Here is a 22193-nt window from a genome sequence, read left to right on the forward strand (position 1 = left end):
GATTGTCCCCTGAGGAAAGAAGGGAATTCATGTGAACACATACGAGGAAGTAATCGGATACGGTGAGCTTGAACTCGTATCCCCCTATGAAATCCAGACATTGCATAATCTCACGTTGACACAAACAGTGAATGACCATGCAAGATTAGCAATAACCGGATTTATCCCTGCGGAAAAGAAAGATAGTTGTATGCAGCTTGCCAGTACGACAGATCGAATAGAGGTCTATCAAAAACATAACGGACAACGGCTGCATGCGCTTTTTAAAGGACAGGTAACAGAAATTGCTATACGAATGACAAGGGGAGTATATCAAATTGAATTAGAGGCTGTTTCATCTACATTCACCTTGGATTGTAAAAAAAAATACCGCTCCTTTCAGCATCATAAAATGACTTATCAGGCGATGATAAAAAAGGTGCTAGAAGATTATTCAGGTGCAGATGTTATTGATACTGTATCGAAAGCTACTCCTCTTAAGCAATTTATATTACAATATAAGGAGACGGATTGGCAATTTTTACAACGAATGGCCTCCCATTTTCGTGCCGTATTAGTCGCTGCAGTGGATGCTGATAAGCCGAAGTTTTGGTTTGGCCTACCAGAAGGGCGAATGGAAAAGCTTTCCGTGGCAAATTATACGATCTTAAAGGATCGCTCTAAGTTTTTACATAGTAAGTACAATGACATCGAGCAGCCAATTGAAGAGCGGGATACAGTTGCCTATGTGATAGAATCTAGAAAAACATTGAAACTGGGTGATCGCGTTTTGCTCCAGGGCAAGGAGCTTGTAGTAGCTAAGTCTATCGCCCGCATGAAGCAAGGCATCCTTACCTATGAGTATCATCTGCTGTTCGAAAAAGCCATACGTCAAGATAGGCGCAGTATTCCGTTCCTACCAGGCACAGCGATTGAAGGAAAGGTATTAGAGGTCAAAAAGGATCAGGTTCGAGTCCACCTCAGTATAGATGAGGCACAAAAAAAGGAAGAAGCTACGTGGTTCCCACTGGCTACGCCTTATACGGCAGAGGGACATAGTGGCTTTTACAGCCCGCCAGAGGAAGGAGATAGCGTCCACCTAACCTTCCCAACACATCGAGAGGAAGCAGCGGTTGTTCGTCATAGTGTACGAAAGGGCGGCGAGTCCAACCCGAAAACAGCTGATCCCAAAACGTCTTACTGGGGTACGCCGAAAGGGAAGGAAATGAAGCTAGACCCACAGTCCGTGACATTTACCGCCAAGGAGGGCGCCGTCTTTCTACAGCTCCATCAGAACAGCGGCATCACTGTGCATAGTAAGCCATCCTTGCTGGTCAAAGCCAACGACACGATCACCTTTGCCGGAAAACGTGTGTCCATGAGTGCAGCGGAGTCGATGCGTTTCACATGCGGCTCAAGCAGTCTTGTATTTGATGGCAATACCGATATTCAGGGACAGATAGTGACGATGGATGGCTCCATTAAAGCCCCTGTATCTGTCGCTGCGCAAGAAGAGGAAACAGACCTGGAGGCAGCCCTAGACGTCATGGGGATGATCCCTGTTGGTGGGGGTGATGCCTAATGGGTCTATTAGGATTAGCAGGAAGCTTACTAGGGATGATTCCGAAAGTAGGCTCCCCAGGTGGAAAGAAAAAAGGAAAGAGCGGAGGATCGAAAGGAAAGAGCGCTAAGAAATCCTCCAAAAAGAAGAGTTCTACGAAGAAAAAACAACGGAAGTCCAATAAAAAGAAGAAAAAGAAAAAACGCAAGAAGAAAAAGAAGAAGTGGGGTAAATTCTTTACCAAGGCACGGAAGCTCTATAATAAACTAAGCAAAAGTAAAATAGCGAAGCAATTTAAGAAAGTAGTAAAAAGAGCTGTCCTAGCGGGTAAGAAAACCTATAAACAAGCAGTAAACAAAACGAAAGCCGTTTATAACCAGACAAAGCAAGCAGTAAAGGAAGTAAAAGTAGCCGCAAAAGAAGCTGTTAAAGTCTATAAGTCGTTAGATAAAATGGAGCCACTCAAAATAAACAAGGACATGTCTACCAAAGAAAAAATCTTACGGACAGGGTTTAACATGAGCCTCCAACAAGCACAAAAATCTAAAGGCAAGTTCGATGCAACTGTAGATGTAGCTAAAAACACCTACAATGATGTGAAAAAATTAGTAACTGATCCGATAGGCGTACTAAAAGAAACGAAAGATAATTTGAAAAATTTTGCTACCCATCCACTGGCAACCGTGAAAACCATTGCGGGTTCAGTAAAAGACTCTTTTGAAAAAGATGTTATCCATGGTAATGACTACTCACGAGCATACTGGGGAACAAAAGCAACCATAAATACAGCTACAGCAGTTGTTGGTACAAAGGGTGTTGGAACACTAACAAAAGTAGGGAAGACATCGACTGGAGTAACAAGTGGTAAGTCTACTAGCAGTTCGAGTAGTAGTAGTAAGGGTACGGGTAAAGTTCAAACTGGTGGTAGAGAACTTTCGGTAGATGAATATTTAAAACGACTTGATGAAGCGGATGATATGTACGAATCCTTTAGAAAATCCAAAACGGATGTAAATTCTATTGCTAAAAATACAGGAATGAACGAACAAAGGGTACAAAGAATCAAAGATCATTTATTGTTCAAAGAGCACATTAAAGAACATGGAGTTGGACGTTTTGATTCAGATTATGAAATTGCACAAGCATGGGATAGGCTCCAAAAAGGGACCCACAAAAAGAATGATATTGATTTATTAAATCATGAACTTTTTGAGTCAAGATTTGAAGGGATATTTAAAACGGACTATAGGACGGCCCATGATAAAACAGTAGAGTCTGGGCGTCCGTGGCATCCACCAGAGGAGGAATAAAATTGGCTTCATACGTTTTATTACTAAAAGAATATGAAGATAATGAAACTGTAGTTTACAGATTCGGACCTAATGAAAATATTATGGGGAAAATTGAGTTAAATAAATTTACTAGAAAATTTTCAGAGTTAGAAGTTATCCCAGATAACAATTTTCCATCCAAGTTTTATTATGATAGAGCTGCTCAAAGATTGGCAGTTTGCCTAGTAAAAGAAGGTGGTGTATTCCCTGATAGAACCGCTTTCGAATCATAGTAACTTAAAATTACCTTGATTGGCTAAATGCCTTTCAAGGGTTTTTTACTTTAATTATATTAAATCACTGATATTTGAGGGAGACAACAAGAAAAAATAATTTGTTTGAGAATCGCGAGCTCATAAAGGAAGTACCATTATGAAGTTTGATTTTACAAGTAGGATAGAGTGACAAGATTGAATGGTTTACAAACTAACGAGAATGACAAAGCTCGTGGTGATAAACAAGGAAATAATAGTTCTTTAATTGTATACAGTTAACACTCCAGACGGCCTATTTCCTTATGTGATGCTAGGCTTCAAAATGTCATACTCCATGTTTATTGAGGATTATTTCAAATTGTCTGATGCAAGGCACCAATTAAAGAAAATTTTAATGCAGCACTCTCATTAATTACCCTGTTAGGAAAGTGAAAAAGGGCGAAGAAGCATTCGAAACCGTACGAAATATGGAAAAGGTAATAAAAGAAACCTATGATTTTTCCAATAATAGTAAAAATGGAAGAGATGCTAAGTCTACCTAATTACCGGAGAAGTTAGGTAATTTATCCCCTGTAATTCCAAAATAATGATAGGAGAGTAGGTTTAATAAATATGGATGATGAAATTTATTATGTGAAAGACAAGCAAGAAAAAATTGAAAATATGGAGGCTTATTATAGAATTTTAGGCCATGGATATTTTTTAGAGGCACTAAATGAGTTTAAAAATGGTAAAGGATTTGGTATTGGTTATACTAGTTGTTATTTTGCGACTGAATGCACTCCTAATGATGAAGAGTATTTTGGAGATACTGGAGTGAATTTTACAACAATTCCTCCAGTAACTAACACTGAAGTTTATTCAATTGTGGTTTATGAAACGTTTTTCGAGTATTTACTTAAAGTGGCTAGGGAATACCTATCCATATATCCTCAAAATAAATTAATTGTTGAGGAGAGCTTAACTCAAATTCAAAAGAGATTCGATATTGAAATAAAGAAGTAAACAAAGGTTAAAGATTGAAAATAAGAAGTAAGAAGCATTAGAAACAAAGAAATTGATTTTAGGGTTATAGCTCATAACAGACGAATAGGAAGAAAAATTAGAATTTGCTGGTCAAATTCTAAAAGTAGGATGTGTATAATTTGAACTTAGAAGATCTTAAAAAAAGGCATATTCAATATGATTGGAGAACTATTTTTGTAGGCATCCAAGAAAATTATTTTAATAAAGGGGTTATCTCTCATTATGCAGTAGAAATGATGGAAAGTGGTGATGAAAGTGAGTTTGTTCGTGTACTTGCTTGGGGAGTATCTAGTGAAGATTTAGATAAAGTCATGTTAGAAATAAAAACTAATTATTTTCCTCAATTAAATGAAGAAAGCACAATATTAATAGAGGAGAATAGAAAACTCAGGTTTGTTTATTTATCAAAAATAAAAGAAACATGTAAAGATGAAAATAAATTATTAAGTAAAATTGCGGAGTTTTATGGTAATCATAACTATCCCGAAGATATGATGACTTTTGTTAATTATATGCCCCAAAAACTTCCAACTACGCATGAAGATATAATGAATAGGTTTGAAATTTTTTTAAAAAGAGAGAGAATTAGATTTAGTTAGCTATTTTAATGGGCAAAGAAAGAAGAACATAAAAGACTAGTAAAAAAAGTGAAAGAATGGATGAATGATGGAAAATGGAAAAAGAAGAATTGTTTAAAAGTGAACAAGAAAAATGGATTTCAAAGATTTCATTAGAAAACAATTTTCAGTTAGGAGCTATTCGTCTGGTAGCTGGAATTGATATTGCATATTGGACAGAGGGGAAGAAAGATTACGGAGTGTGTTGTATTGTTGTAATCGATTATATTACCAAACAAATTATAGAAGAAGTAGAATATAGGGGTCAAATAGATGTTCCATATATTCCAGGATATCTTGCTTTTAGGGAGCTTCCGATGGTGATAGAAGCAGTGAAAAAGCTGCAATGTGAACCAGATCTTTATATGTTTGATGGAAATGGGTATCTTCATTATAGACATATGGGGATCGCAACACATGCTTCTTTTTATTTGAAGAAACCTACAATAGGTGTTGCTAAAAGTTACTTGAAGATAAAAAATACCGATTTTCAAATGCCAAAAAATGTAATGGGGGATTTTACTTATATTAAGGTTGATGGGGCAGTATATGGGGCAGTATTGAGAACAAGAAAGGATGTAAAGCCCATTTTTATTTCATGCGGTAACTGGATCGATTTAGAGACTTCAATAAAAATAACTCTACATTTTGTAGAAAAAAATAGTCGATTACCAATTACGACACGTTATGCAGATTTAGCTACTCATGAGAGTAGAAGAAAATATACTCAATAGATTCAAACATAGTAACGTCCATTTGTTAGGGTATTAGTAGGAGTTTTTTGGTTACTCATAGATCTAATAAAAGGTGTCGTACAATCAATATAAAATAACTCTACAACATTATAAACTTAGTAAATAAATGAACCTGTAGAAAAGTGCTTTTTATTTTCAAATACATAATTGGGAAGTTTACGATAAAAAACATAAAGACCCTTAAGTAATGTGTTCAGAGGATATCCAAAAGAGGAATCTGTTTTTTATAAATACAACTATAATCTACATAAAATAAATATTTCACAAAAATAAATTGCTAGAGTATCTTTTGAAATCAATTGCTTGAATCACCTATCTAAATGTGATTTAAGCTTTTTTTATGAATAAAGGTTAGTGTAAATTCGACTTTCTAATGTAATAAAAATTCTTAATGAGGAAATGGATAAAAAATCAAAACGTCAAATAGATGTACCGAAATAAAGAGATAGAATATGAATAGAGGCCAGATGCCACTTCAAATGGCAAGAATGTATTAGCTCGTTAAAAACTATTTAATAAAAAGATATAAATTGGTATACTTACATTAATTTGTATTTTAGTTAAAACGTAGATAATTTGATCTATATTTGCATGATAGGTTATCAAAGCTTATAAGGGGGAAAGAGCAAAAATGCAAGCAACTCAATGTGAATTGAGCTTACCGATAAATAGTGTTCTGAATAATACATACAAAATAAAAGAAGTTCTTGCTACTAGTAAATTATCCATCGTCTATCTTGCGGAAAATAATAATAATGAAAAGCGACTCATTGTTAAAGAATTCTTTCCAAAAGAAATGGCTTTACGGGATTTAGATAATAGAACAATCATTAATCGTTTGCCTTCAACAAAGCAAAAATTTGAAGGCCTAAAAGAAATTTTTCTTAATGAAGCAGTCATTATGCAGCAAATAAATCATCCTAATATTGTCAAATATGTTGAGCATTTTGAGGAAAATGGATCGATTTATATTGTTATGGATTATTATGAAGGAAAACTATTAGATGAATATTTAAAGGATTTTCCTGTCCATGATCGAGACCATTTATACACAAGTATCTTTCTCCCTTTAATAGATGCGCTATGTTATGTACATAAACAGGGGATTCTCCACCGTGACATTAAGCCAAGTAATATTATGATAGATTCAGAAGGTAATCCATTTTTACTAGATTTTGGTTCCGCTGTTTTTTATAAAACAGCTACAGATTATCAAATTTTTACAAGCTCAGGTTACTCCCCGCTTGAGCAATATTCTAATAAGTCCGCGCAAGGTGTCTATACCGATATTTATAGTTTTGCAGCAACATTTTACTATTCAATGACAAATAGTATTCCGCCTGATGTTTCTCAGCGGCTTATTGAGGATAAAATTGAAAAAGTAAAAGAGCATAATAAAAGTGTAAGTATTCTTTTATCCTACATCATTATGTGGGGGTTGGCAGTGCAAGTAAAAAAACGATGTCCTTCCCTACAAATCATGAAGTGGGTAATAACTGTTGAAGAATTTGTCAATAGGATAAGGAACTATTTTAAGGTAAATAATTCTAAATGACCAATTATCTAGAAAAAGTAATCCGATATTATCATTTTGTAGAGTAAGCTAAGAGCTCTGTACAGCCTAAGGAGGTTAAGAAATTCACCTTAGGCTGTCTTTTTATAATAAAAAAAAGTGGAAAACTACATTTTTCCTAAAGAAATATCATAAAATTTATTATGTTTAATTTTTCCTATAAACCTATCCATTTACATTTTAATTAACAAAATATTCTAATGTAAATATTGACAATAAAATAAGATATTGTATAGTTACTTTGTGATACATAATGTCATTTGTGATATAGATAAAATGGTTATAAAATTTTAACTTCAGTTTAGATAAACTGCAGTTTCTTTTTCTGTTAATGGAATTTTATAACTAAAAAGTAAATTTAAAGTTACTTTTCGCAGATGATTATGCTTACTCGAAATCCGATGTAAAAAGGAGGGATGGCTGTATAATCATACGGCCGACTGAATGGAGATTATTAGTCAAACAAACAGAACCATGCTATTTGAGGAAATTAATCCTGAAAAGATGGACTTAATTACGCTTGTTGGTGATGTAAAGGGGATTGACAGTCTAAGTGATGAAAAGATTAAAGAAATTAATCAATATCTTCTTGTCAAAAGCTTTGATGAATTTTTAGATAAGTTTTCTCCAACGGTTTATTCATTCTACAATGCTGCTAATCAAAAGGTAATGTATACCCTGAAAAAACCTGAAGGAATTCAAGAAGACTGTATTTCTGAAATAGCAATCGATCAAAATAATGATTTTTTAAAGATGCTCTTCACCCTCATTGATACAAAAAGAAGTCAAGGCATTACGAATGTCGATTTTAAATTTGAAAATCTACTTGATATGATCTCTCCTAAGAAAGTCATGGACGATATTCGACAAGTCAGAAAAGAAATCCATTACTTGTATGGTGAATATGAGAAATTAGATGATGGTGATCCAAAAAAATTGGATACAGGGGACAAGCTAAACCTGATGTTTGAAGTAGCAAGTAAAAATTACAACAATGTCATGGCCATGCTACCTTTAGCAATCGAAGATATTAAAACTAGATTATTGTTAGGTGTTAATCAGGATGAGGGGGAATCCGAAAAATTACAAATTGGGACCCTTTCTATTGGTGACAATGGTGAGTTGAAAATTATTGAGGCACCTCAAAACAATAGCTCGGAACTTATGGTGATTGAAGAAAATAGTAACTATGGTTTAAGTACTGTTTTTGAAGAGGATTATGAGGCGATTACAGAATCTCCTTCTTCCTATGTAAAAGATTTAGTTGTAAGAACGTTCTCACCTCTACCAGCTGTGAAAGCCGAATTTGATGTGGAAACAGAAGTTCAAAATTACAATACATACCTTGAGTTCTATAAGAATGCGAAGGATGAATTTGTAAAAACGGTCAAGCCTTTAGTGGAAAAGCTATTAGGCATCAAAATGTACTTTGATCAGTACACAACGAAAAATAAAGGGATGCAGCCATCATTGCTTGTGACAAACACTAAGCTCGATATGCTCGTAAAAAGTAATAATCTACCACGGTTACGTACGTATTTAAATACAGTAAACTCTAAAAATGACTTTACGGATACGGTGTGGTATGGCATTGTTCCTGCACTAGAACTAGAGGCTACTGGAAAAATGAAGGTAAGCAGATCACGGTTTAAAGGGAACGATAAGGTTGCCAAACAAGAAGGCAACACAATGGAATCCCTATCGATTCTTCTAGATACGATAAAAGATTACAAAGTTCAGGTTTTCTTCAACTTCATGGCGGAGGAAGAAACAACATTCAACGGCATTGCAACCGCAGGGATAGATCGTCTGATTGATAAATGCTCTGTGCTTGTTCGAAAAGACTATAGTGAGTTTGCGATACCGTGCTTACCGAACTTCACCATAATTCCAAAGGATAAATCGGGTGTCGTTATTGATGCGAGAATGTACACTACTGAAAATGGTGCACGATTATCTAAGGAAAAGGAAGATATTTTAAAGCTATGGATTGAAGGGGTCTATGTCGGTGCTAGCTATGTAGCTGCCGGTATCGTTTCAGCTTATCAATGTCCAGAATATTTAAAAGAGTCGTTTAGAAATGTTCAGAGAAATTATCCTGGCGTACGATTCGATATTGAAGCTGGGGATCACTCACTTAGAGCTGTTACAACAATGGCAAAGGAAATCTCAGGATTTACGAATAATATTAAAGATGCGATTAACAGCAGAAGCTTTGGCTTTGTGTTCTCTTCAGAAAATGCTCAGCTTCAAGATAAAGATATTAAACGTATTACTGTCTATAAAGCTAGAAGCTTAGCGATGGAAGAGGATGGATTCGATTCCATCTACAAAACACAGGTGAGTACGTATATTGAAAGAATTTTACGATTCCAATCAGGTGACTTTAAGCATGAAAATATTGTTAGGTTCTTCAGTAATAATCCAAGTAGTCAAAAAAGTAAATGGCTGAATGATAAAGGCTATGTCAACTCCATTATCCAAGATGGAGATGATATCGGCTACATTATCGATGAGAAAACGAGCACGTGTCAAATTGACCTTGTGTTTAATGGTAATGTGAAGAATTTAGAAGTGATGATTACAAAAGGAACTAGTGCTGTTAAAGCCTAACAAGTTTAAACATACAATTATTCAATTTTTCAGTCGTATGTTTAAGATTTTTTAAATCTTTTAACATAAATATGAATCTTCATTAAGATGGAGTGTTACATATTTCTCGATGTTTTATTGAGAAATGAAAACAGCAAGTGTTCAAAACTTTCATCTTATGAACAGAAGATTCAAAAAATATTAGGAGGGAATAAGAATGGGTTTTGTATTAAAAGTAGAAGGATCAGAGGCAATTGAACTAGGGTTAGAAAGTATTATGTCTGTTGAATATGAAACAGATACGCCAAATGACTCTAACGCACGTTCTACAGATGTTGGAGCCACTTTAAAAGTAAGAGGTAAAATTCTTACAGCAACTGATGGTGACAATTCTGATGATACGATGAAATTAGGTTTATGGTCATTAGTACCAGCTGAAAAGGCTGACTGTTACCGTAAAGTGACATTAGAAGTTGTTTCAGCAGATCAAGTAGTAAGAAAAATTCATTTCCCGAACGCTTTTGTGGTGGACTATACAGAAAGATTCGGTGACACAGAAGGTATTGGTGAATTCTTCTTATTTGTTAAACAAAAGAAAGACAAAACAGACTTGGCAAAAATCGAAGGCGGCTACGCTGTCTAAGAGTGAGATAGCACACTAAAAATTATCTAAGGGGCTTAATATAGCTCCTTAGATAATTTTTGAATAATCCTAGTACTGGGGATGAAAAGATGAAAACACATTATGACACATTAGGTGTTAGTAAAGACGCGACACAAGATCAAATAAAGCTCGCTTATCGAAAGCTTTCAAAAAAGCATCATCCTGATGTAAGCGGAGGAAACAAAGAATCTGAAAAAATTTTCTTAGAAGTCACAGAGGCATATAAAGTTTTGAAGGATGAAGCTGCTAGGAAGGCCTATGATGCTCGACTAGATGGTACTGCGCAAAGTTGGAATAATGAACACTCAGCTAATAAGCAATCGACAAGTCAACAGTCGACTGCACAAAGGCCAGATTTTAATATGAACAATATTGAAAAAAACTTTGAGCATTTCTTTGGCTTTAATCCTAAAACAAAAGAGACGTCCTCAACGTTACATAAGAAAAATAAGAAGAATCCTCTTGATACTACAGACTTATTCGAACGTTTCTTTAATAAATAATTCAAAATGGCAAGAGGGAGTGTGATTATATGCAGGAACCATATTCAAGTAAAGATTATAGTGACAATGCAAGGAAAAAAATGTTTATAAGAATCATCGATATTATTATTATCACAATTGCCTTCTTTTTTATCCTATATGTTTTTGTTATGAATCAGGAAGTCCTTTTAAAATTTGTTATCGGAACCGTAATGGTGATACTTGCTATTATTTATGGTTCTCTCAAGTACGAGGCAAAATCACTCACTCAAGCTAAGACAAACAACGACATTTCAAAGCTAGTACTTCTTAATGAACGTGGGATGGAAGTAGATGAATGGGAGCTGGGTGATCAAATTTCATTGCTTATCGGGAAAAGTACAGCTGAACATAAGGCAGATATTGATTTGTGTGGAACGGAATATGAATCTCTTGTGAATTATGAGCATGCTGTATTAAATTGTGTAGCTGGAATTTGGTATATAGAGGATATAGATTCTGTAAATGGTGTTGGCTTAAAAAAAGCTAATAAGCGCGTTAAAAATAGATTGAAACAAGAGATCCCTTACCCATTAGGTAATGGAGACACAATATACATAGCAAATACGCGAATTTTGGTGAAATAGAGAAAGAATTCGGAACATAGATGGGGGATAACGAAATGAGTTTGATAAGATGTACAAATGGTCACATGTTTAGTTCAAGGAGACATCGCAATATTTGTCCATATTGTAACGTGATGGTGGAGCAGGAGCACAGACAAAATAGCCCAACCGCTCCTGTCGTTGAATCAGATGATAAAACATTGCCCTATTTAGGAGAAATGGATGGAATTGATCCAGTAACAGGTTGGTTGGTTTGTATTGAAGGCCCTCAAATGGGTAGAGATTATCGCATCTTATCTGAAAAGAATTTTATAGGTAGAGCAGAAGATATGCATATCCGGATAGCAGGAGATAATTCCATCTCAAATCGTAATCATGCTGTCATTGTTTATGATCCAAAAAAGCGTAATTTTTATTTATTACCAGGTGATGCCTCTGGATTAGCTTATCTGAATAATGAAGCCGTTTATACACCAACGGAATTAGCAGCTTATGATGTTATTCAGTTAGGAAGAAGTATGTTTTTATTTATTCCATTATGTGGTGTTCACTTTGAATGGGAAAACAATCAAAGTGAGGAATGATGATATATGGACCAAAATTTAGTGCCTTACATAATTGCCTTAATTTTCATCATTATCCTTATCGTTTTGCTAATTATCAGAGGTATTCTAGCTCAAAAAATGGATAAAGGGAAAATTTATATTGGTAATGGTCAAACGATAGGAAGACGTGATGAACAGGATGATTATTTCTCCACAACCGAAACACCGCATGGCACAATTGCAGTGCTTGCAGATGGTATAAGTGGTTTAGCCAATGGTCGTATGGCCAGTACTATCGCTGTCACGACATTTATAGAAGAATTTAAAAGGCTTACTACCTTAAAAAATCTACCTAACTTTTTTAAGGATGCAGCGATGGCAAGTAATCATATGATTTTAGAAAATTTAAATGGCTCGAACGGAGGAACAACGTTAGTCACGGCTATTATTGACAATGAAGGTTTACTCCATTGGGGGGCTGTAGGAGATAGTGTTATCAAAATTTTTAGAAATGGCGAATTTATAGCGGTTAACCAAAAGCATATTTTTGAATCAGTGTTAACAGAGCGATATATATCAGGTGAAATAACTCAGCTTGAGGTGCAAGAAAATCCTCTGAAAAAGAGACTTATCAATTATTTAGGGTATGAAGGCTTTAAAAATCTTGATATTGGGAAGAGCCCTATTCAGCTAAATAGAGGCGACAAGGTATGTCTTTTTAGCGATGGAGTCTATGACACGTTAACAGAGGTTGAAATGGAAAAAATTCTCTCACAGCAAACTCCTCCCTATGATATTGCTCAAGACATTATTAAAGCTGTTGAACAAAAACGCTTAAAAAATCAAGATAATGCAACCATCGTTATTCTAGAAAAAACATGGTAAACATTTTACATGTTAAGGAGGAGTAATCATGAGAAAAGAAAACAGCGACTTTAAAACTAGTTTTCTATCCGAAGCTGGTTCATTTTTGCAGAACAAAGATTACTTTGCCTATACAGAGCTCGACGATGTAGCCTGCTGGGTAGCTGTAAAAGGGTTAGATTCTGATCAGGAAATAAGTAGCGCAGAACTTGCTGTGAAGGCAATTTTAGAAAAATTTATGGAAAAGCCATCCATGTCTAGAAGAAGTATTAAAAAATATTTAAGAAATGCGCAAGCTATACTTCAGGCTCAAAGCTTAAGGGTGAGATTAAAGGCAAGTATTGTTATGGTCGTATCTGATTACTCAAAAATGATTGTTGCAGTCGCGGGGAATTCGAGGCTATATCATTTTCGTAATGGTACTTTATCGTATAAAACCACTGATCAAAGCTTAGCGCAGGAGATCGTTAACAGCAGGAATCGTTCGCTGGATATAAGCCAGCACGAGGAAAGAAGCAACCTACTAAATTATCTTGGTAAACCTGAAGATTTTAAGCCCTTTGTTTCTAAGAAAATGAAGTTATTGGATGGCGATGTGTTAGTGCTTTGCACGGCGGGCTTTTGGGAGGATGTCAATGAGATTGAAATGGCCGACGCGCTGGAAGATGCGAAAGATCCTGAGCAATACACGGATTTATTAGAAGAGGTGCTTTTAAGTAGGCAAAGGAAGGTTGTAAATAATTATACAATTGCCACTATATTTGCTAATAAGGTTTATCAGGAAACAAATAAGAAAAAAATGAAGTACATTAAAATGATTGCTGCGGCATTAATTGTAGCTTTAGTCGTTGGGGGCAGTACCCTGTTTTATCAAGCGAAGCAAGCTAAAAAAATGGCAGAATTAACCGTTGAAATGAAGGACCATGAAAAGAGCGGAAATCTTTATTTTCAAGATGGAAATTATGAAAAAGCGCTTCTGGAATATAGTGAGGGCAGAAATGCAGCCAAAAAATTGAAAGATCCAATACATAGAAATTTACTGGCTAAAAAGTTAAGAATTACAGATCTCATCTTAAATGGAGATAAATCAGCCGAAGAAGGAAAATTTACAGATGCTCTTGAGCAATATGAAAAGGCTAAAAAAGAAGGAAAGCTCATTAAGAACTTTGGAAAGGAAGCAACTGAGCAAAGAATAGCGAATATGGATACGATTGTTCAAATTGCTGAAGCTGTGAAGGATGGAGATTTTCGATTTGAAGCAGAAGATTACAATGGTGCACTTGAAACATATGAAAAGGCAAGGAAAAAAGCTCTCACCATCTCCTATACTGGTGAGCCTCAAATAAAGACAAAAATAGAAGAGACAGAGGCTAAAATTGCTGAATTGAAAAAGGCCCAGAAGGAATTGAAGGCAGAAGGTTTAGAAAAAAGTGGAGATCAGAGCTATGCACGTCAAGAGTACGGAAAAGCGATTGAATATTACACACTTGCACAGGAAATTTATCAGGAGACAGAGCTACTGTCAAAGGTTTTAGGTCTTGAGCGAAAGGTTATGAACGCCAATGATAAATTAAATCCACCTCCTCAGGCACCGGCTACTGATATAGACCCATCTTACGAAGCGGCAATACCATTTGAAGAAGGGGCAGCTGCCAATGAGTCATCTGATGCTGAAGTGATGAAAGAGGGAAAGTAAAGTGATAAAAGAGCTCATGTATGAACGGTTACGCAAAATAGAGGATTTAGAGCAACGTCAACTGCTAAAAGATATTGTCAGTGGCGTTTTTGTAAATTTAATTGACTATCAGGATGAAATGAATAGAAAGCTTGAAGAGCGAGTATTTAACGAAATAGAAGATGTTGAGAATAGGTTTGACATTTATGTAACGCTTAGTTCAAAGGAGGATGTTGACCCGATTCATCAATGTTTATTTCCGATGCGACCAGCTGATTTAGAAACGAAAGTAATCGATACAGCTAACTTACTTCAATCGTTAAAAAACAAAGAACAAGCCGTCCTGTGTACTTTATTTCTAGAGTGTGACTCGATACAAATTCATCAGTTACTAGTTGAGGAACGATGCTTTAATGGAACTCTCGTCACAACAGAAGGACAAGTTGAGATAAAGGTAAGTCTTTCAAGAAATTCAGACTATTTGCAAGAAATCGATAAGCTATATCCGATATTCCAAATTAATGGATTGCCGTGGAAAACCATTAATCACCCGTACGCCTATAAATTTTTGGATGTAAATTTAGTAGATTGTCCCCCTTTAAATGAAGATACTGAAATCATTGAGATAATGGTTGATTTAGAGGAATACGAGTCAAAAAAGAGACTGGACATGGTTCCACTATGGAATATTGAACGACATGAGGTCAAGAATGTGGGGTTCCCCATTCCTGCTATCGATAAGATCAATTATGAGCATGTCCTTTCAATCCGCAAAACCGGCAACGAGCATGGGTATCTTGTTGAAGCGGATGAAGAGAATGTTCGTTACGTTAAACGTTCAGATAATGAATTAACCATTGTTTCACCACAAGACAAGTCAGGGGTTTGGCAGTTAATCAAAATTGCAAAAATGGAAGATGAGAAAATTGGAAAGCTTCATTATGAGCTTGTTTCCAATCGACGAATAGAGCATTTTATGCACAAATTTGCTAGTAAGTATACTGCAAATGTTAAAACGAAGGGGGAGATTACTAGGATGATTAACTCCTTCGAGGCAGCTGTTAGCGTTGAGCTAGTAGATGTAGATATAGTGGACTCTTTTTCAAGGGCAGGTATTACGCATTCAGCAAACCCTTTCTTAACAGAAATGATAGGAGAAAATAGTCATAAAAAAACGATGCTACTAAAGTTTAAGGCAAAAGCGAAAAAAGATTTTATAGCAAATGATATTTTGAGCTTTTTAGTATCCGAAGTACAACGACATTTCTTTGAATATAAATGTGTAGGTGTGTGGCTATGAATTATATTTGGGATTTGCTCATTAATGCCGAGGATGAGGGACTTTCTAAAAAGGATATAAATTTTCATCTTGCCGAGACATATTCGCCCTATATGGAGCTTAGTCCTCAGTTTTTAAATACACAGTTGGTTGAGCAGCACGTCGAAGTAAATCCGTACTATCGCTACTTTGATATTTTTAACAACCTTTTTCATCCGGATAATACGTCTGATAGAGCGTTTAGGGAATATCTTTTCGACATCGTACTGCATTTCTTAGCTGACATTGATCGTATGCAGGGGATGAATAAAAAAGAGTTTTTTATTCGCTTTATTTTAAAAGATATCGAAGCGAATGTATTTGGCAATGTAGTACGTCAAAATATTCGTTCGTTTTCAAAAAAGGAACAAGAAATAGTGGTCCTGAACATGCTGAGACTGTACCAGACAGGGGATGAAATTTATTTATTAAAGGATACGCTAAAAAGGCTCTTTAAAGGTTGTTTCATCTATGTAAAATCAGAGGAGCAAGATGAGCTGCTTTTATATATAAGTCAGAAGAAGACAGAGCAGAATGAGCAAAAAGTACAACTCATACAGGAAATATTTTTGCCTATCAGCTTCCATTTAGAGGTTTATTGGCAGTATCACTTCGGCATAATCGATGCAGAGGAAACAATGAAGCTAGATCGAATAGCTCTTTACTAAACAGGGCAGAGGAGGGATTCGTAATGACGACTAAATATTCATATAAGCTGTATGCGAATAAGCGTTATACAGAAAAGAAATATATGACCTATACACGAGTAGAATTAATGGAAATGACAACCTTCCAGCTGAGGAATATATGTTATAAGGAAAAACTTGTGACAGGGCTTATTAACACATTAACTAGAGACGAGTTAATCGACAAAATTTTACGATATCGTGGCGCTGAAGAAAACCCTCTAATTAAAGAAAGTAAGGATGGGGGATTCGAAAGAGTAGAAGCAGCAATGCAGAAGTATTTAAAAACACCACTGTCTGACAATGGTGAGATAAAGATTCCTGCCAAAATGAGCTTATATAGCGGTATGAAAATTGATAAGCCAGATCAGTATTTCGTAGAAACCGGTGGATTTCTAGTTGAATCCAATGTACTGCTAGTCAATGAGCAGCTAGATCTTTGCGGCATCCTTCATGTTATAAAAGACGATCAGCTGCCAAACAAGTATTATTTTGCGGCAGATGAGGCATTAGAAATTCGAAAGACTAACAATAAAAACTACAGCTTTATATTTTTAAGAAAGCAAGATTCTGAGTATATCTATAAGACTTACTATCAGGAGACCCCACTTCCGCCTACAAATCTTCACTATTATAAGGTTCCAATACCAGATTTAGAGATTAAACAGCTAGAAACAACCGATGCGATTCTTGCTATTGATTTTGGAACTACCAATACAACGGCCGGTGTTTACTTAGAAAGTGATTATGTCTCTTCTCCTTGTAGCCACGACCTATTAAATGACAGAATTCAGCTAAATAGCATCAATTTTGTCCAGTTTCCCGATCCACTTCACCAAAATGAATGGATCGAAGTAGTGCCGACAGTCATGACAGTGGCAGATTGCTCAAATCAAGACCAAGTGAGCTATTACTATGGCTATGAAGCGTTAAAAATGATGAAAAAAAATAGCTACACTTCATTGGCAACGAAATTCCAAGGCATTAAACGCTGGGTTAGTAATTATGCCAAATTGGAAGAGATAATGGATGCGAACGGCAATACAGCACTTGTTCCGCGAAGTCAGATATTAAGAGAGTTTATGCTTTATATTATTCAAATGGCAGAGCATCAATTTAAATGTCGCTTCAAGCATTTACATATTTCGAGTCCTGTAAAGCTGAAAAATCAATTTTTAGATATGTTTCAGACAATTTTACCCGAATACAACATCGAAACGGAACATGCTCTCGATGAAGGGATGGCCGTTCTTTATAATACAATCGCCAATCAAATAGAGAATAATAGCTTCTTGGATGGGAAGGAATATAAGGCACTGGTCATTGATTGTGGTGGTGGAACAACCGATCTTTCCTCCTGTAAGTTTCGAATAGAGGATGGACATATTTCATACAAAATTGATATTCATACAACCTATGAAAATGGAGATACCAATTTTGGTGGTAACAATATTACCTATCGTATTTTCCAATTTATGAAGATTGTCTTTGCCAATTACTATAGTCGGGGAAAAAGTGCTTATGATATTGATGCACTAATTGATATTCCAGGCAAGGATATTTATCGATATGTAGACGATCATGGGGTTGATGAGGTATACAAACAATTTGAAAAAGCCTTTTCGGATGCTGAGTATATCATTCCAACTCGCTTTAAGGAATACGAAAATCGCACACGTGATGAATATTTACGTGTCCGAAATAATTATTATTTCTTATGGGAAATGGCAGAGGAAATGAAGAAAGAATTTTTCCGTAAAACAGGCATTTTAAGAAGCCGCTTTTATTCAGACAGTGATATGCAGCACGATAGCGATTTAAATGTGACAGCAGTAGATCGATGGTGCCTATCTCTGCTTGAAAACAATCAATTTAAGGAAGTTTATGATTATCCAAATGTCTTTTTCAACATAAAAGAAATTAATCATCTTATCAAGGCTGATATTTATGATATTGTGCGTGAGTTTTTAGAGGAATTTTATGAGAGCGGCCTTTTGGGCGAATACTCCATTATTAAATTAACTGGACAGTCCTGTAAGATTGATGCATTTCGTGAGGCTTTAAAAGAATTTGTACCAGGACGAAGCATTGAATTTAGGCAAAAAGCTGAAAATATTGGTAAAGTGCCAGAATTAAAGCTTGCTTGCCTTAGAGGAGCACTGCGCTATTTAAATGCGAAAAAGATAGGCATGATTGAAACAAAAGTGACAAATCATGCTCCTGTTGTACCTTATGCTGTAAGTGCCTTTACACATAATCGCCAGGAAAAATTACTTATTAGTAGCTTAGAAAGGCTAAACCAAATTCATGGTACTATTTCCCGTCCATGGGGTGTAACAGAAGTGGAGTTTTTCCTAACTGGCAGTGACAATCAGTCATCCTATAAATACACTTACTTTAATCGTCCTGAGAATTTTAAGCCTGTTCTTTATGAAAATATTGCGGCAAACTATTACGATAAAATTCCACAAGACGAGACGGATTCTATCATGAATGGCGAAGTGAAATTCTTTGTTTTTGCAGGCGAAGATCATTGGGGCTTCCATGTGGTGCCAGTAGCGCGAAAAGACGAACAACTGTTTATTGGAAAAAAAGAATTCTTCGCCTTTGAAGCTGATTTATCGGAACTAGATTTCTTTGACGGATTAAAGTAGAGCAAGCTCACGTGATAAAAAAGAAAAGAGGTGGGTGACAGCTTGTTTGCTAATCAATATCCACATTTTCATAAAGGTCGCATTTTAAAGCGAGAAATGCTGGAGAATTTACGAGATTACCCAAGAGATTTTTTAGATTTATATTTTCAAGATTATTCAAACGGCATCATTGCTGGTGTCCATATTATTGTAGCGGATACACGTCTTATCATTACAAAAGGCATAATTAAGCATAAAGGAAGGCTCTATTTGCTAGATAGTAGCTATGAGCTTCCTTATGAAGCTACAGGAAGTGAAACGATTTTAAAAGTACGATTTGCTGAAGAAGCAAATGACTTAGATTTTAGCAATTACACAACAGAGATTGTCTTAGACGATGCGTTAGAGCTTGCTCATAATGAACTAGAATTAGCGCGCTTTAAATTAAAATTAGGTGCCAAACTACGCTCACAGCATACCGATTTTTTCGACTTTGCGACAGAATATAACACCGTAAATTATCTTCATTGTCAGTATGCAGGGTTAGAAAAAAGCACCTACCATCCACTCATTTTGCAATACTTTGCACGAGAGCTTTTAAAAAACCGGCCTGCTAATCCGTATGATATTGCCTTTGCCTTAGAGTGCTTAAATCAGGAGAGAGTGCAAAGAGATGTAATTGATTTCTATATTTGCAACCGGCTAGAGTTGGACTATCAAACTTTATCTAATAGCCAAATTCATAAATATTTAAATCGTATTTTGTTGGAATCTAAGGGCGGTGGTCGTATGAAAGGGATTGGTCAAGGGCGACCAAAGCGCATGATAGTTGATTAGTAGTCTACTAGTGGATTAAGATGCTTGCTCGTTAGGGGAAGAAAAGGAGATACGAATAACAAAGGAGGGGAAATAAAATGAATTTCATGGATGAAGAAGTCATTGAGATGACAAAGCATGCAAGGCAGAAGAAACGACTGGAGAACATCGAAAACCAATTGTTACATACTGACATCGTTCAAGCTATTAAAGAAGGCCAGCTAACGATTGAAGATGAAATGATTGAATTTGCAGAGAGTAGTTTTTATGAGGACCAAATTCGGATGTTTATTCCTACAGCTTTTGAAGAGATGGAACCTGAATTAATGGATATTAAATATCCATCAAGCCGTAGACCCGATTATATCTACACAAGTGAAAGTACATCTATTAACATCACGATGAAAATGATGGAGCAACAGATTCAAGAAGAGGAATTAGAAGATTTCACACAAACGATGATGAATATCCTTCGAAAATTACAGCCAGATGCTGATATGTTAGATATCGGCATAAAAGAAGTGGATGGTCGTCAAATCGGCTATTTCGATTTCATTACGAAGGCTCTAGATTCTAAAATTTACAATTTAATGTTTTTGTTTATGGTAGGCGATAATGTAGCAACAGGCTCCGTGAATTGCTTGAAAACAGAAATGCCTATTTGGCAACCCATTGCATACGGCATGATGGAATCAATCTCAATCGAAAACAAATCATTAGATGGAGAAGGTGTTGTTTGATGGAGCGAGTAAATAAGGAAACAGCTTTAACGTATAAAGATATGGTTGTGATGCCCTATAATATCCGCGTTAGTGAAATCGAAATTACACAACAAATGAACGAGCATGCAACATTGCGTTTAACAGGCGTGATTCCAGATGAACTTGAAGATTCCTACGTCTATATGACAGATGCAGAAACGGCCATTGAAGTATTACAAATTAGTAGCAATGGACAATCAAAACCTATATTTAATGGGCTTGCGTTGGATGTGCAAGTGAAAATGGTTATGGGTACGTATTATTTTGAGGTTAAAGCCGTTTCACATACGTATAAGTTAGATGTGAAGAAGAAAAATCAAACATATCAAAATGCAAGCATGCCCTATAGTGAATTAATCAATGTATGTATTGCCGATCAACCAGGCGCGGACTTTATGGACCATGTCACAAAGGGGGCTAGTCTTGGTAGCTTCACGATGCAATATTTAGAGACCGATTGGGAATTTCTTAAACGAATGGCATCGAGATTTCATACAGGCTTGGTGCCAGATACCATTCATGGGGCGGCAAAGTTCTACTTCGGTGTACCGTTTCAACCGGGCAACACACCAAAAATGGATGCCCTTAATTACCGAGTTAAAAAAGCAATCGGCAACTTCTTGATCTCTAGTAAAAATCATCTCGATAGCATTACGGATAGTGACTACATGTACTATGAGGTGGAGTCGACTCAATCATTCAAAATAGGTAATGAAGTTACTTTCCAATCAATGAAATTGTATGTGTATAAAATTGTCTCAAAGCTAAAAAATGGTTTATTAAAGCATATCTATACGTTAACACCACAAAATGGCTTTAGTGTCCACACGACTTACAATCAAGCTATTATTGGTGCCTCTATTCAAGGAAAAGTAATTGATGTGGCTGGGGACAAAATTCGTATTCATGTCAATTTTGATGAGGGACAAGAAAAGGACACGGCCTATTGGTTTCCATATTCAACAATCTATGCATCGGAAGATAATACAGGATGGTATTTTATGCCCGAGCTATCTGACAACGTTAGAATTTATTTCCCAAGCAATCGTGAGGATGAAGGGATTGCCATTAGCTCCGTATCAAAAGCACCTCCCCAATCCGGAGCAATGTTAGCAGCAACGAATCCTACTAGTCAAGATGGCGGTGGGCAATCAGGTGCTGCACCTTCAGAAGATAGTCGCCAAGATCCGATGCGAATGGCTGATCCAGATGTGAAAACACTGAGAACGAAGCATGGGAAACAAATTCTACTAGCACCTGATCGGATTGTCATTTCTGGTGGGGGATTAATGATTTCACTTATGGATGATAATGGTATTTCCATCATAAGTGGTAAAAATATTAACTTAAAAGCAACAGATAAAGTCGTCATCAATGCGAAACAAATTATGATTAATGCAAATGAGAAAATTGAGATGACGTGTAAAGATAATTCCATCAAGATGGAAGATAAAATGGAAATTAAGGGAACGGAAGTACGAGCAAATTAGTGAGG

20 protein-coding genes are annotated in these 22193 nt (G+C 35.9%); all 20 read left to right on the plus strand.

Annotated elements, in window-relative coordinates; translation table 11 throughout:
• Positions 1-31 precede the first annotated feature (31 nt).
• The 20 genes from ABC382_RS24105 (at position 32) to ABC382_RS24200 (ending at position 22188) form a co-directional block, all read left to right on the plus strand.
• On the plus strand, positions 32-1561 hold the full coding sequence (locus ABC382_RS24105) for a contractile injection system protein, VgrG/Pvc8 family (RefSeq protein WP_412927232.1): 1530 nt from the start codon (positions 32-34) through the stop codon (positions 1559-1561).
• Entirely contained in the window at positions 1561-2850 is a 1290-nt protein-coding gene (locus ABC382_RS24110; protein ID WP_322611555.1) for a hypothetical protein, read from the plus strand. Before ABC382_RS24105 ends, ABC382_RS24110 begins: the two co-directional genes overlap by 1 nt.
• 2 nt (positions 2851-2852) lie before the next feature.
• Positions 2853-3104: a hypothetical protein gene (locus ABC382_RS24115; protein WP_146552568.1), complete on the plus strand. Its 252-nt coding sequence runs from the start codon at positions 2853-2855 to the stop codon at positions 3102-3104.
• Positions 3105-3698: 594 nt separating this feature from the next.
• Positions 3699-4091, plus strand: a complete 393-nt coding sequence (gene cdiI / locus ABC382_RS24120) for a ribonuclease toxin immunity protein CdiI (RefSeq protein ID WP_322611554.1) — start codon at positions 3699-3701, stop codon at positions 4089-4091.
• Between the two features lie 140 nt (positions 4092-4231).
• On the plus strand, positions 4232-4711 hold the full coding sequence (locus ABC382_RS24125; RefSeq protein ID WP_322611553.1) for a DUF2247 family protein: 480 nt from the start codon (positions 4232-4234) through the stop codon (positions 4709-4711).
• A 74-nt stretch (positions 4712-4785) separates the two neighbouring features.
• Positions 4786-5463, plus strand: coding sequence for an endonuclease V (locus tag ABC382_RS24130; protein ID WP_322611552.1), 678 nt, complete (start codon positions 4786-4788; stop codon positions 5461-5463).
• Positions 5464-6115: 652 nt separating this feature from the next.
• A complete protein-coding gene (locus ABC382_RS24135; protein ID WP_322611551.1) occupies positions 6116-7039 on the plus strand; it encodes a serine/threonine-protein kinase in 924 nt (307 codons plus the stop codon).
• 462 nt (positions 7040-7501) lie between these two features.
• Positions 7502-9670, plus strand: coding sequence for a transcriptional regulator (locus ABC382_RS24140; RefSeq protein WP_269898148.1), 2169 nt, complete (start codon positions 7502-7504; stop codon positions 9668-9670).
• 196 nt (positions 9671-9866) lie between these two features.
• Positions 9867-10292 (plus strand): membrane-associated protease 1, encoded by a 426-nt coding sequence (locus ABC382_RS24145; protein ID WP_269898149.1) that lies wholly within the window; start codon positions 9867-9869, stop codon positions 10290-10292.
• Between the two features lie 89 nt (positions 10293-10381).
• Entirely contained in the window at positions 10382-10816 is a 435-nt protein-coding gene (locus tag ABC382_RS24150; protein ID WP_274793688.1) for a J domain-containing protein, read from the plus strand.
• A gap of 29 nt (positions 10817-10845) precedes the next feature.
• The gene (locus ABC382_RS24155; protein WP_269898151.1) at positions 10846-11421 is read left to right on the plus strand and encodes an FHA domain-containing protein; all 576 of its coding nucleotides are present in this window, start codon (positions 10846-10848) and stop codon (positions 11419-11421) included.
• Between the two features lie 35 nt (positions 11422-11456).
• Complete coding sequence (locus ABC382_RS24160) at positions 11457-11984, plus strand: FHA domain-containing protein (protein WP_274793687.1); 528 nt, start codon at positions 11457-11459, stop codon at positions 11982-11984.
• A gap of 6 nt (positions 11985-11990) precedes the next feature.
• Positions 11991-12830 carry a PP2C family protein-serine/threonine phosphatase gene (locus ABC382_RS24165; protein ID WP_322611550.1) on the plus strand — a complete coding sequence of 280 codons (840 nt, stop codon included), beginning with the start codon at positions 11991-11993 and terminating at the stop codon, positions 12828-12830.
• 28 nt (positions 12831-12858) lie between these two features.
• Entirely contained in the window at positions 12859-14505 is a 1647-nt protein-coding gene (locus ABC382_RS24170) for a serine/threonine protein phosphatase (protein WP_322605629.1), read from the plus strand.
• A 1-nt stretch (position 14506) separates the two neighbouring features.
• Positions 14507-15784, plus strand: coding sequence for a normocyte-binding protein (locus ABC382_RS24175; protein ID WP_312507604.1), 1278 nt, complete (start codon positions 14507-14509; stop codon positions 15782-15784).
• On the plus strand, positions 15775-16470 hold the full coding sequence (locus ABC382_RS24180; protein WP_322611549.1) for an iron-dependent peroxidase: 696 nt from the start codon (positions 15775-15777) through the stop codon (positions 16468-16470). Before ABC382_RS24175 ends, ABC382_RS24180 begins: the two co-directional genes overlap by 10 nt.
• Before the next feature lie 23 nt (positions 16471-16493).
• Complete coding sequence (locus ABC382_RS24185) at positions 16494-19142, plus strand: acetate and sugar kinases/Hsc70/actin family protein (RefSeq protein WP_274793683.1); 2649 nt, start codon at positions 16494-16496, stop codon at positions 19140-19142.
• Between the two features lie 42 nt (positions 19143-19184).
• Positions 19185-19958 (plus strand): DNA and RNA helicase, encoded by a 774-nt coding sequence (locus tag ABC382_RS24190; RefSeq protein ID WP_322611548.1) that lies wholly within the window; start codon positions 19185-19187, stop codon positions 19956-19958.
• A gap of 77 nt (positions 19959-20035) precedes the next feature.
• A complete protein-coding gene (locus tag ABC382_RS24195; RefSeq protein ID WP_274793681.1) occupies positions 20036-20677 on the plus strand; it encodes a hypothetical protein in 642 nt (213 codons plus the stop codon).
• Positions 20677-22188, plus strand: coding sequence for a phage baseplate assembly protein V (locus ABC382_RS24200; RefSeq protein WP_322611547.1), 1512 nt, complete (start codon positions 20677-20679; stop codon positions 22186-22188). Before ABC382_RS24195 ends, ABC382_RS24200 begins: the two co-directional genes overlap by 1 nt.
• Positions 22189-22193: the final 5 nt, after the last annotated feature.

It is taken from the genome of Lysinibacillus phoenicis (assembly GCF_047238325.1).
Classification (GTDB): Bacteria; Bacillota; Bacilli; order Bacillales_A; family Planococcaceae; genus Lysinibacillus; species Lysinibacillus irui.

Bases quoted from the DNA above. Each gene is read 5' to 3' on its own strand.
- ABC382_RS24110 (WP_322611555.1), top strand. From the start codon at position 1,561: ATGGGTCTATTAGGATTAGCAGGAAGCTTACTAGGGATGATTCCGAAA.
- cdiI (WP_322611554.1), top strand. From the start codon at position 3,699: ATGGATGATGAAATTTATTATGTGAAAGACAAGCAAGAAAAAATTGAA.
- ABC382_RS24130 (WP_322611552.1), top strand. From the start codon at position 4,786: ATGGAAAAAGAAGAATTGTTTAAAAGTGAACAAGAAAAATGGATTTCA.
- ABC382_RS24135 (WP_322611551.1), top strand. From the start codon at position 6,116: ATGCAAGCAACTCAATGTGAATTGAGCTTACCGATAAATAGTGTTCTG.
- ABC382_RS24140 (WP_269898148.1), top strand. From the start codon at position 7,502: ATGGAGATTATTAGTCAAACAAACAGAACCATGCTATTTGAGGAAATT.
- ABC382_RS24145 (WP_269898149.1), top strand. From the start codon at position 9,867: ATGGGTTTTGTATTAAAAGTAGAAGGATCAGAGGCAATTGAACTAGGG.
- ABC382_RS24150 (WP_274793688.1), top strand. From the start codon at position 10,382: ATGAAAACACATTATGACACATTAGGTGTTAGTAAAGACGCGACACAA.
- ABC382_RS24155 (WP_269898151.1), top strand. From the start codon at position 10,846: ATGCAGGAACCATATTCAAGTAAAGATTATAGTGACAATGCAAGGAAA.
- ABC382_RS24160 (WP_274793687.1), top strand. From the start codon at position 11,457: ATGAGTTTGATAAGATGTACAAATGGTCACATGTTTAGTTCAAGGAGA.
- ABC382_RS24165 (WP_322611550.1), top strand. From the start codon at position 11,991: ATGGACCAAAATTTAGTGCCTTACATAATTGCCTTAATTTTCATCATT.
- ABC382_RS24170 (WP_322605629.1), top strand. From the start codon at position 12,859: ATGAGAAAAGAAAACAGCGACTTTAAAACTAGTTTTCTATCCGAAGCT.
- ABC382_RS24185 (WP_274793683.1), top strand. From the start codon at position 16,494: ATGACGACTAAATATTCATATAAGCTGTATGCGAATAAGCGTTATACA.
- ABC382_RS24195 (WP_274793681.1), top strand. From the start codon at position 20,036: ATGAATTTCATGGATGAAGAAGTCATTGAGATGACAAAGCATGCAAGG.
- ABC382_RS24200 (WP_322611547.1), top strand. From the start codon at position 20,677: ATGGAGCGAGTAAATAAGGAAACAGCTTTAACGTATAAAGATATGGTT.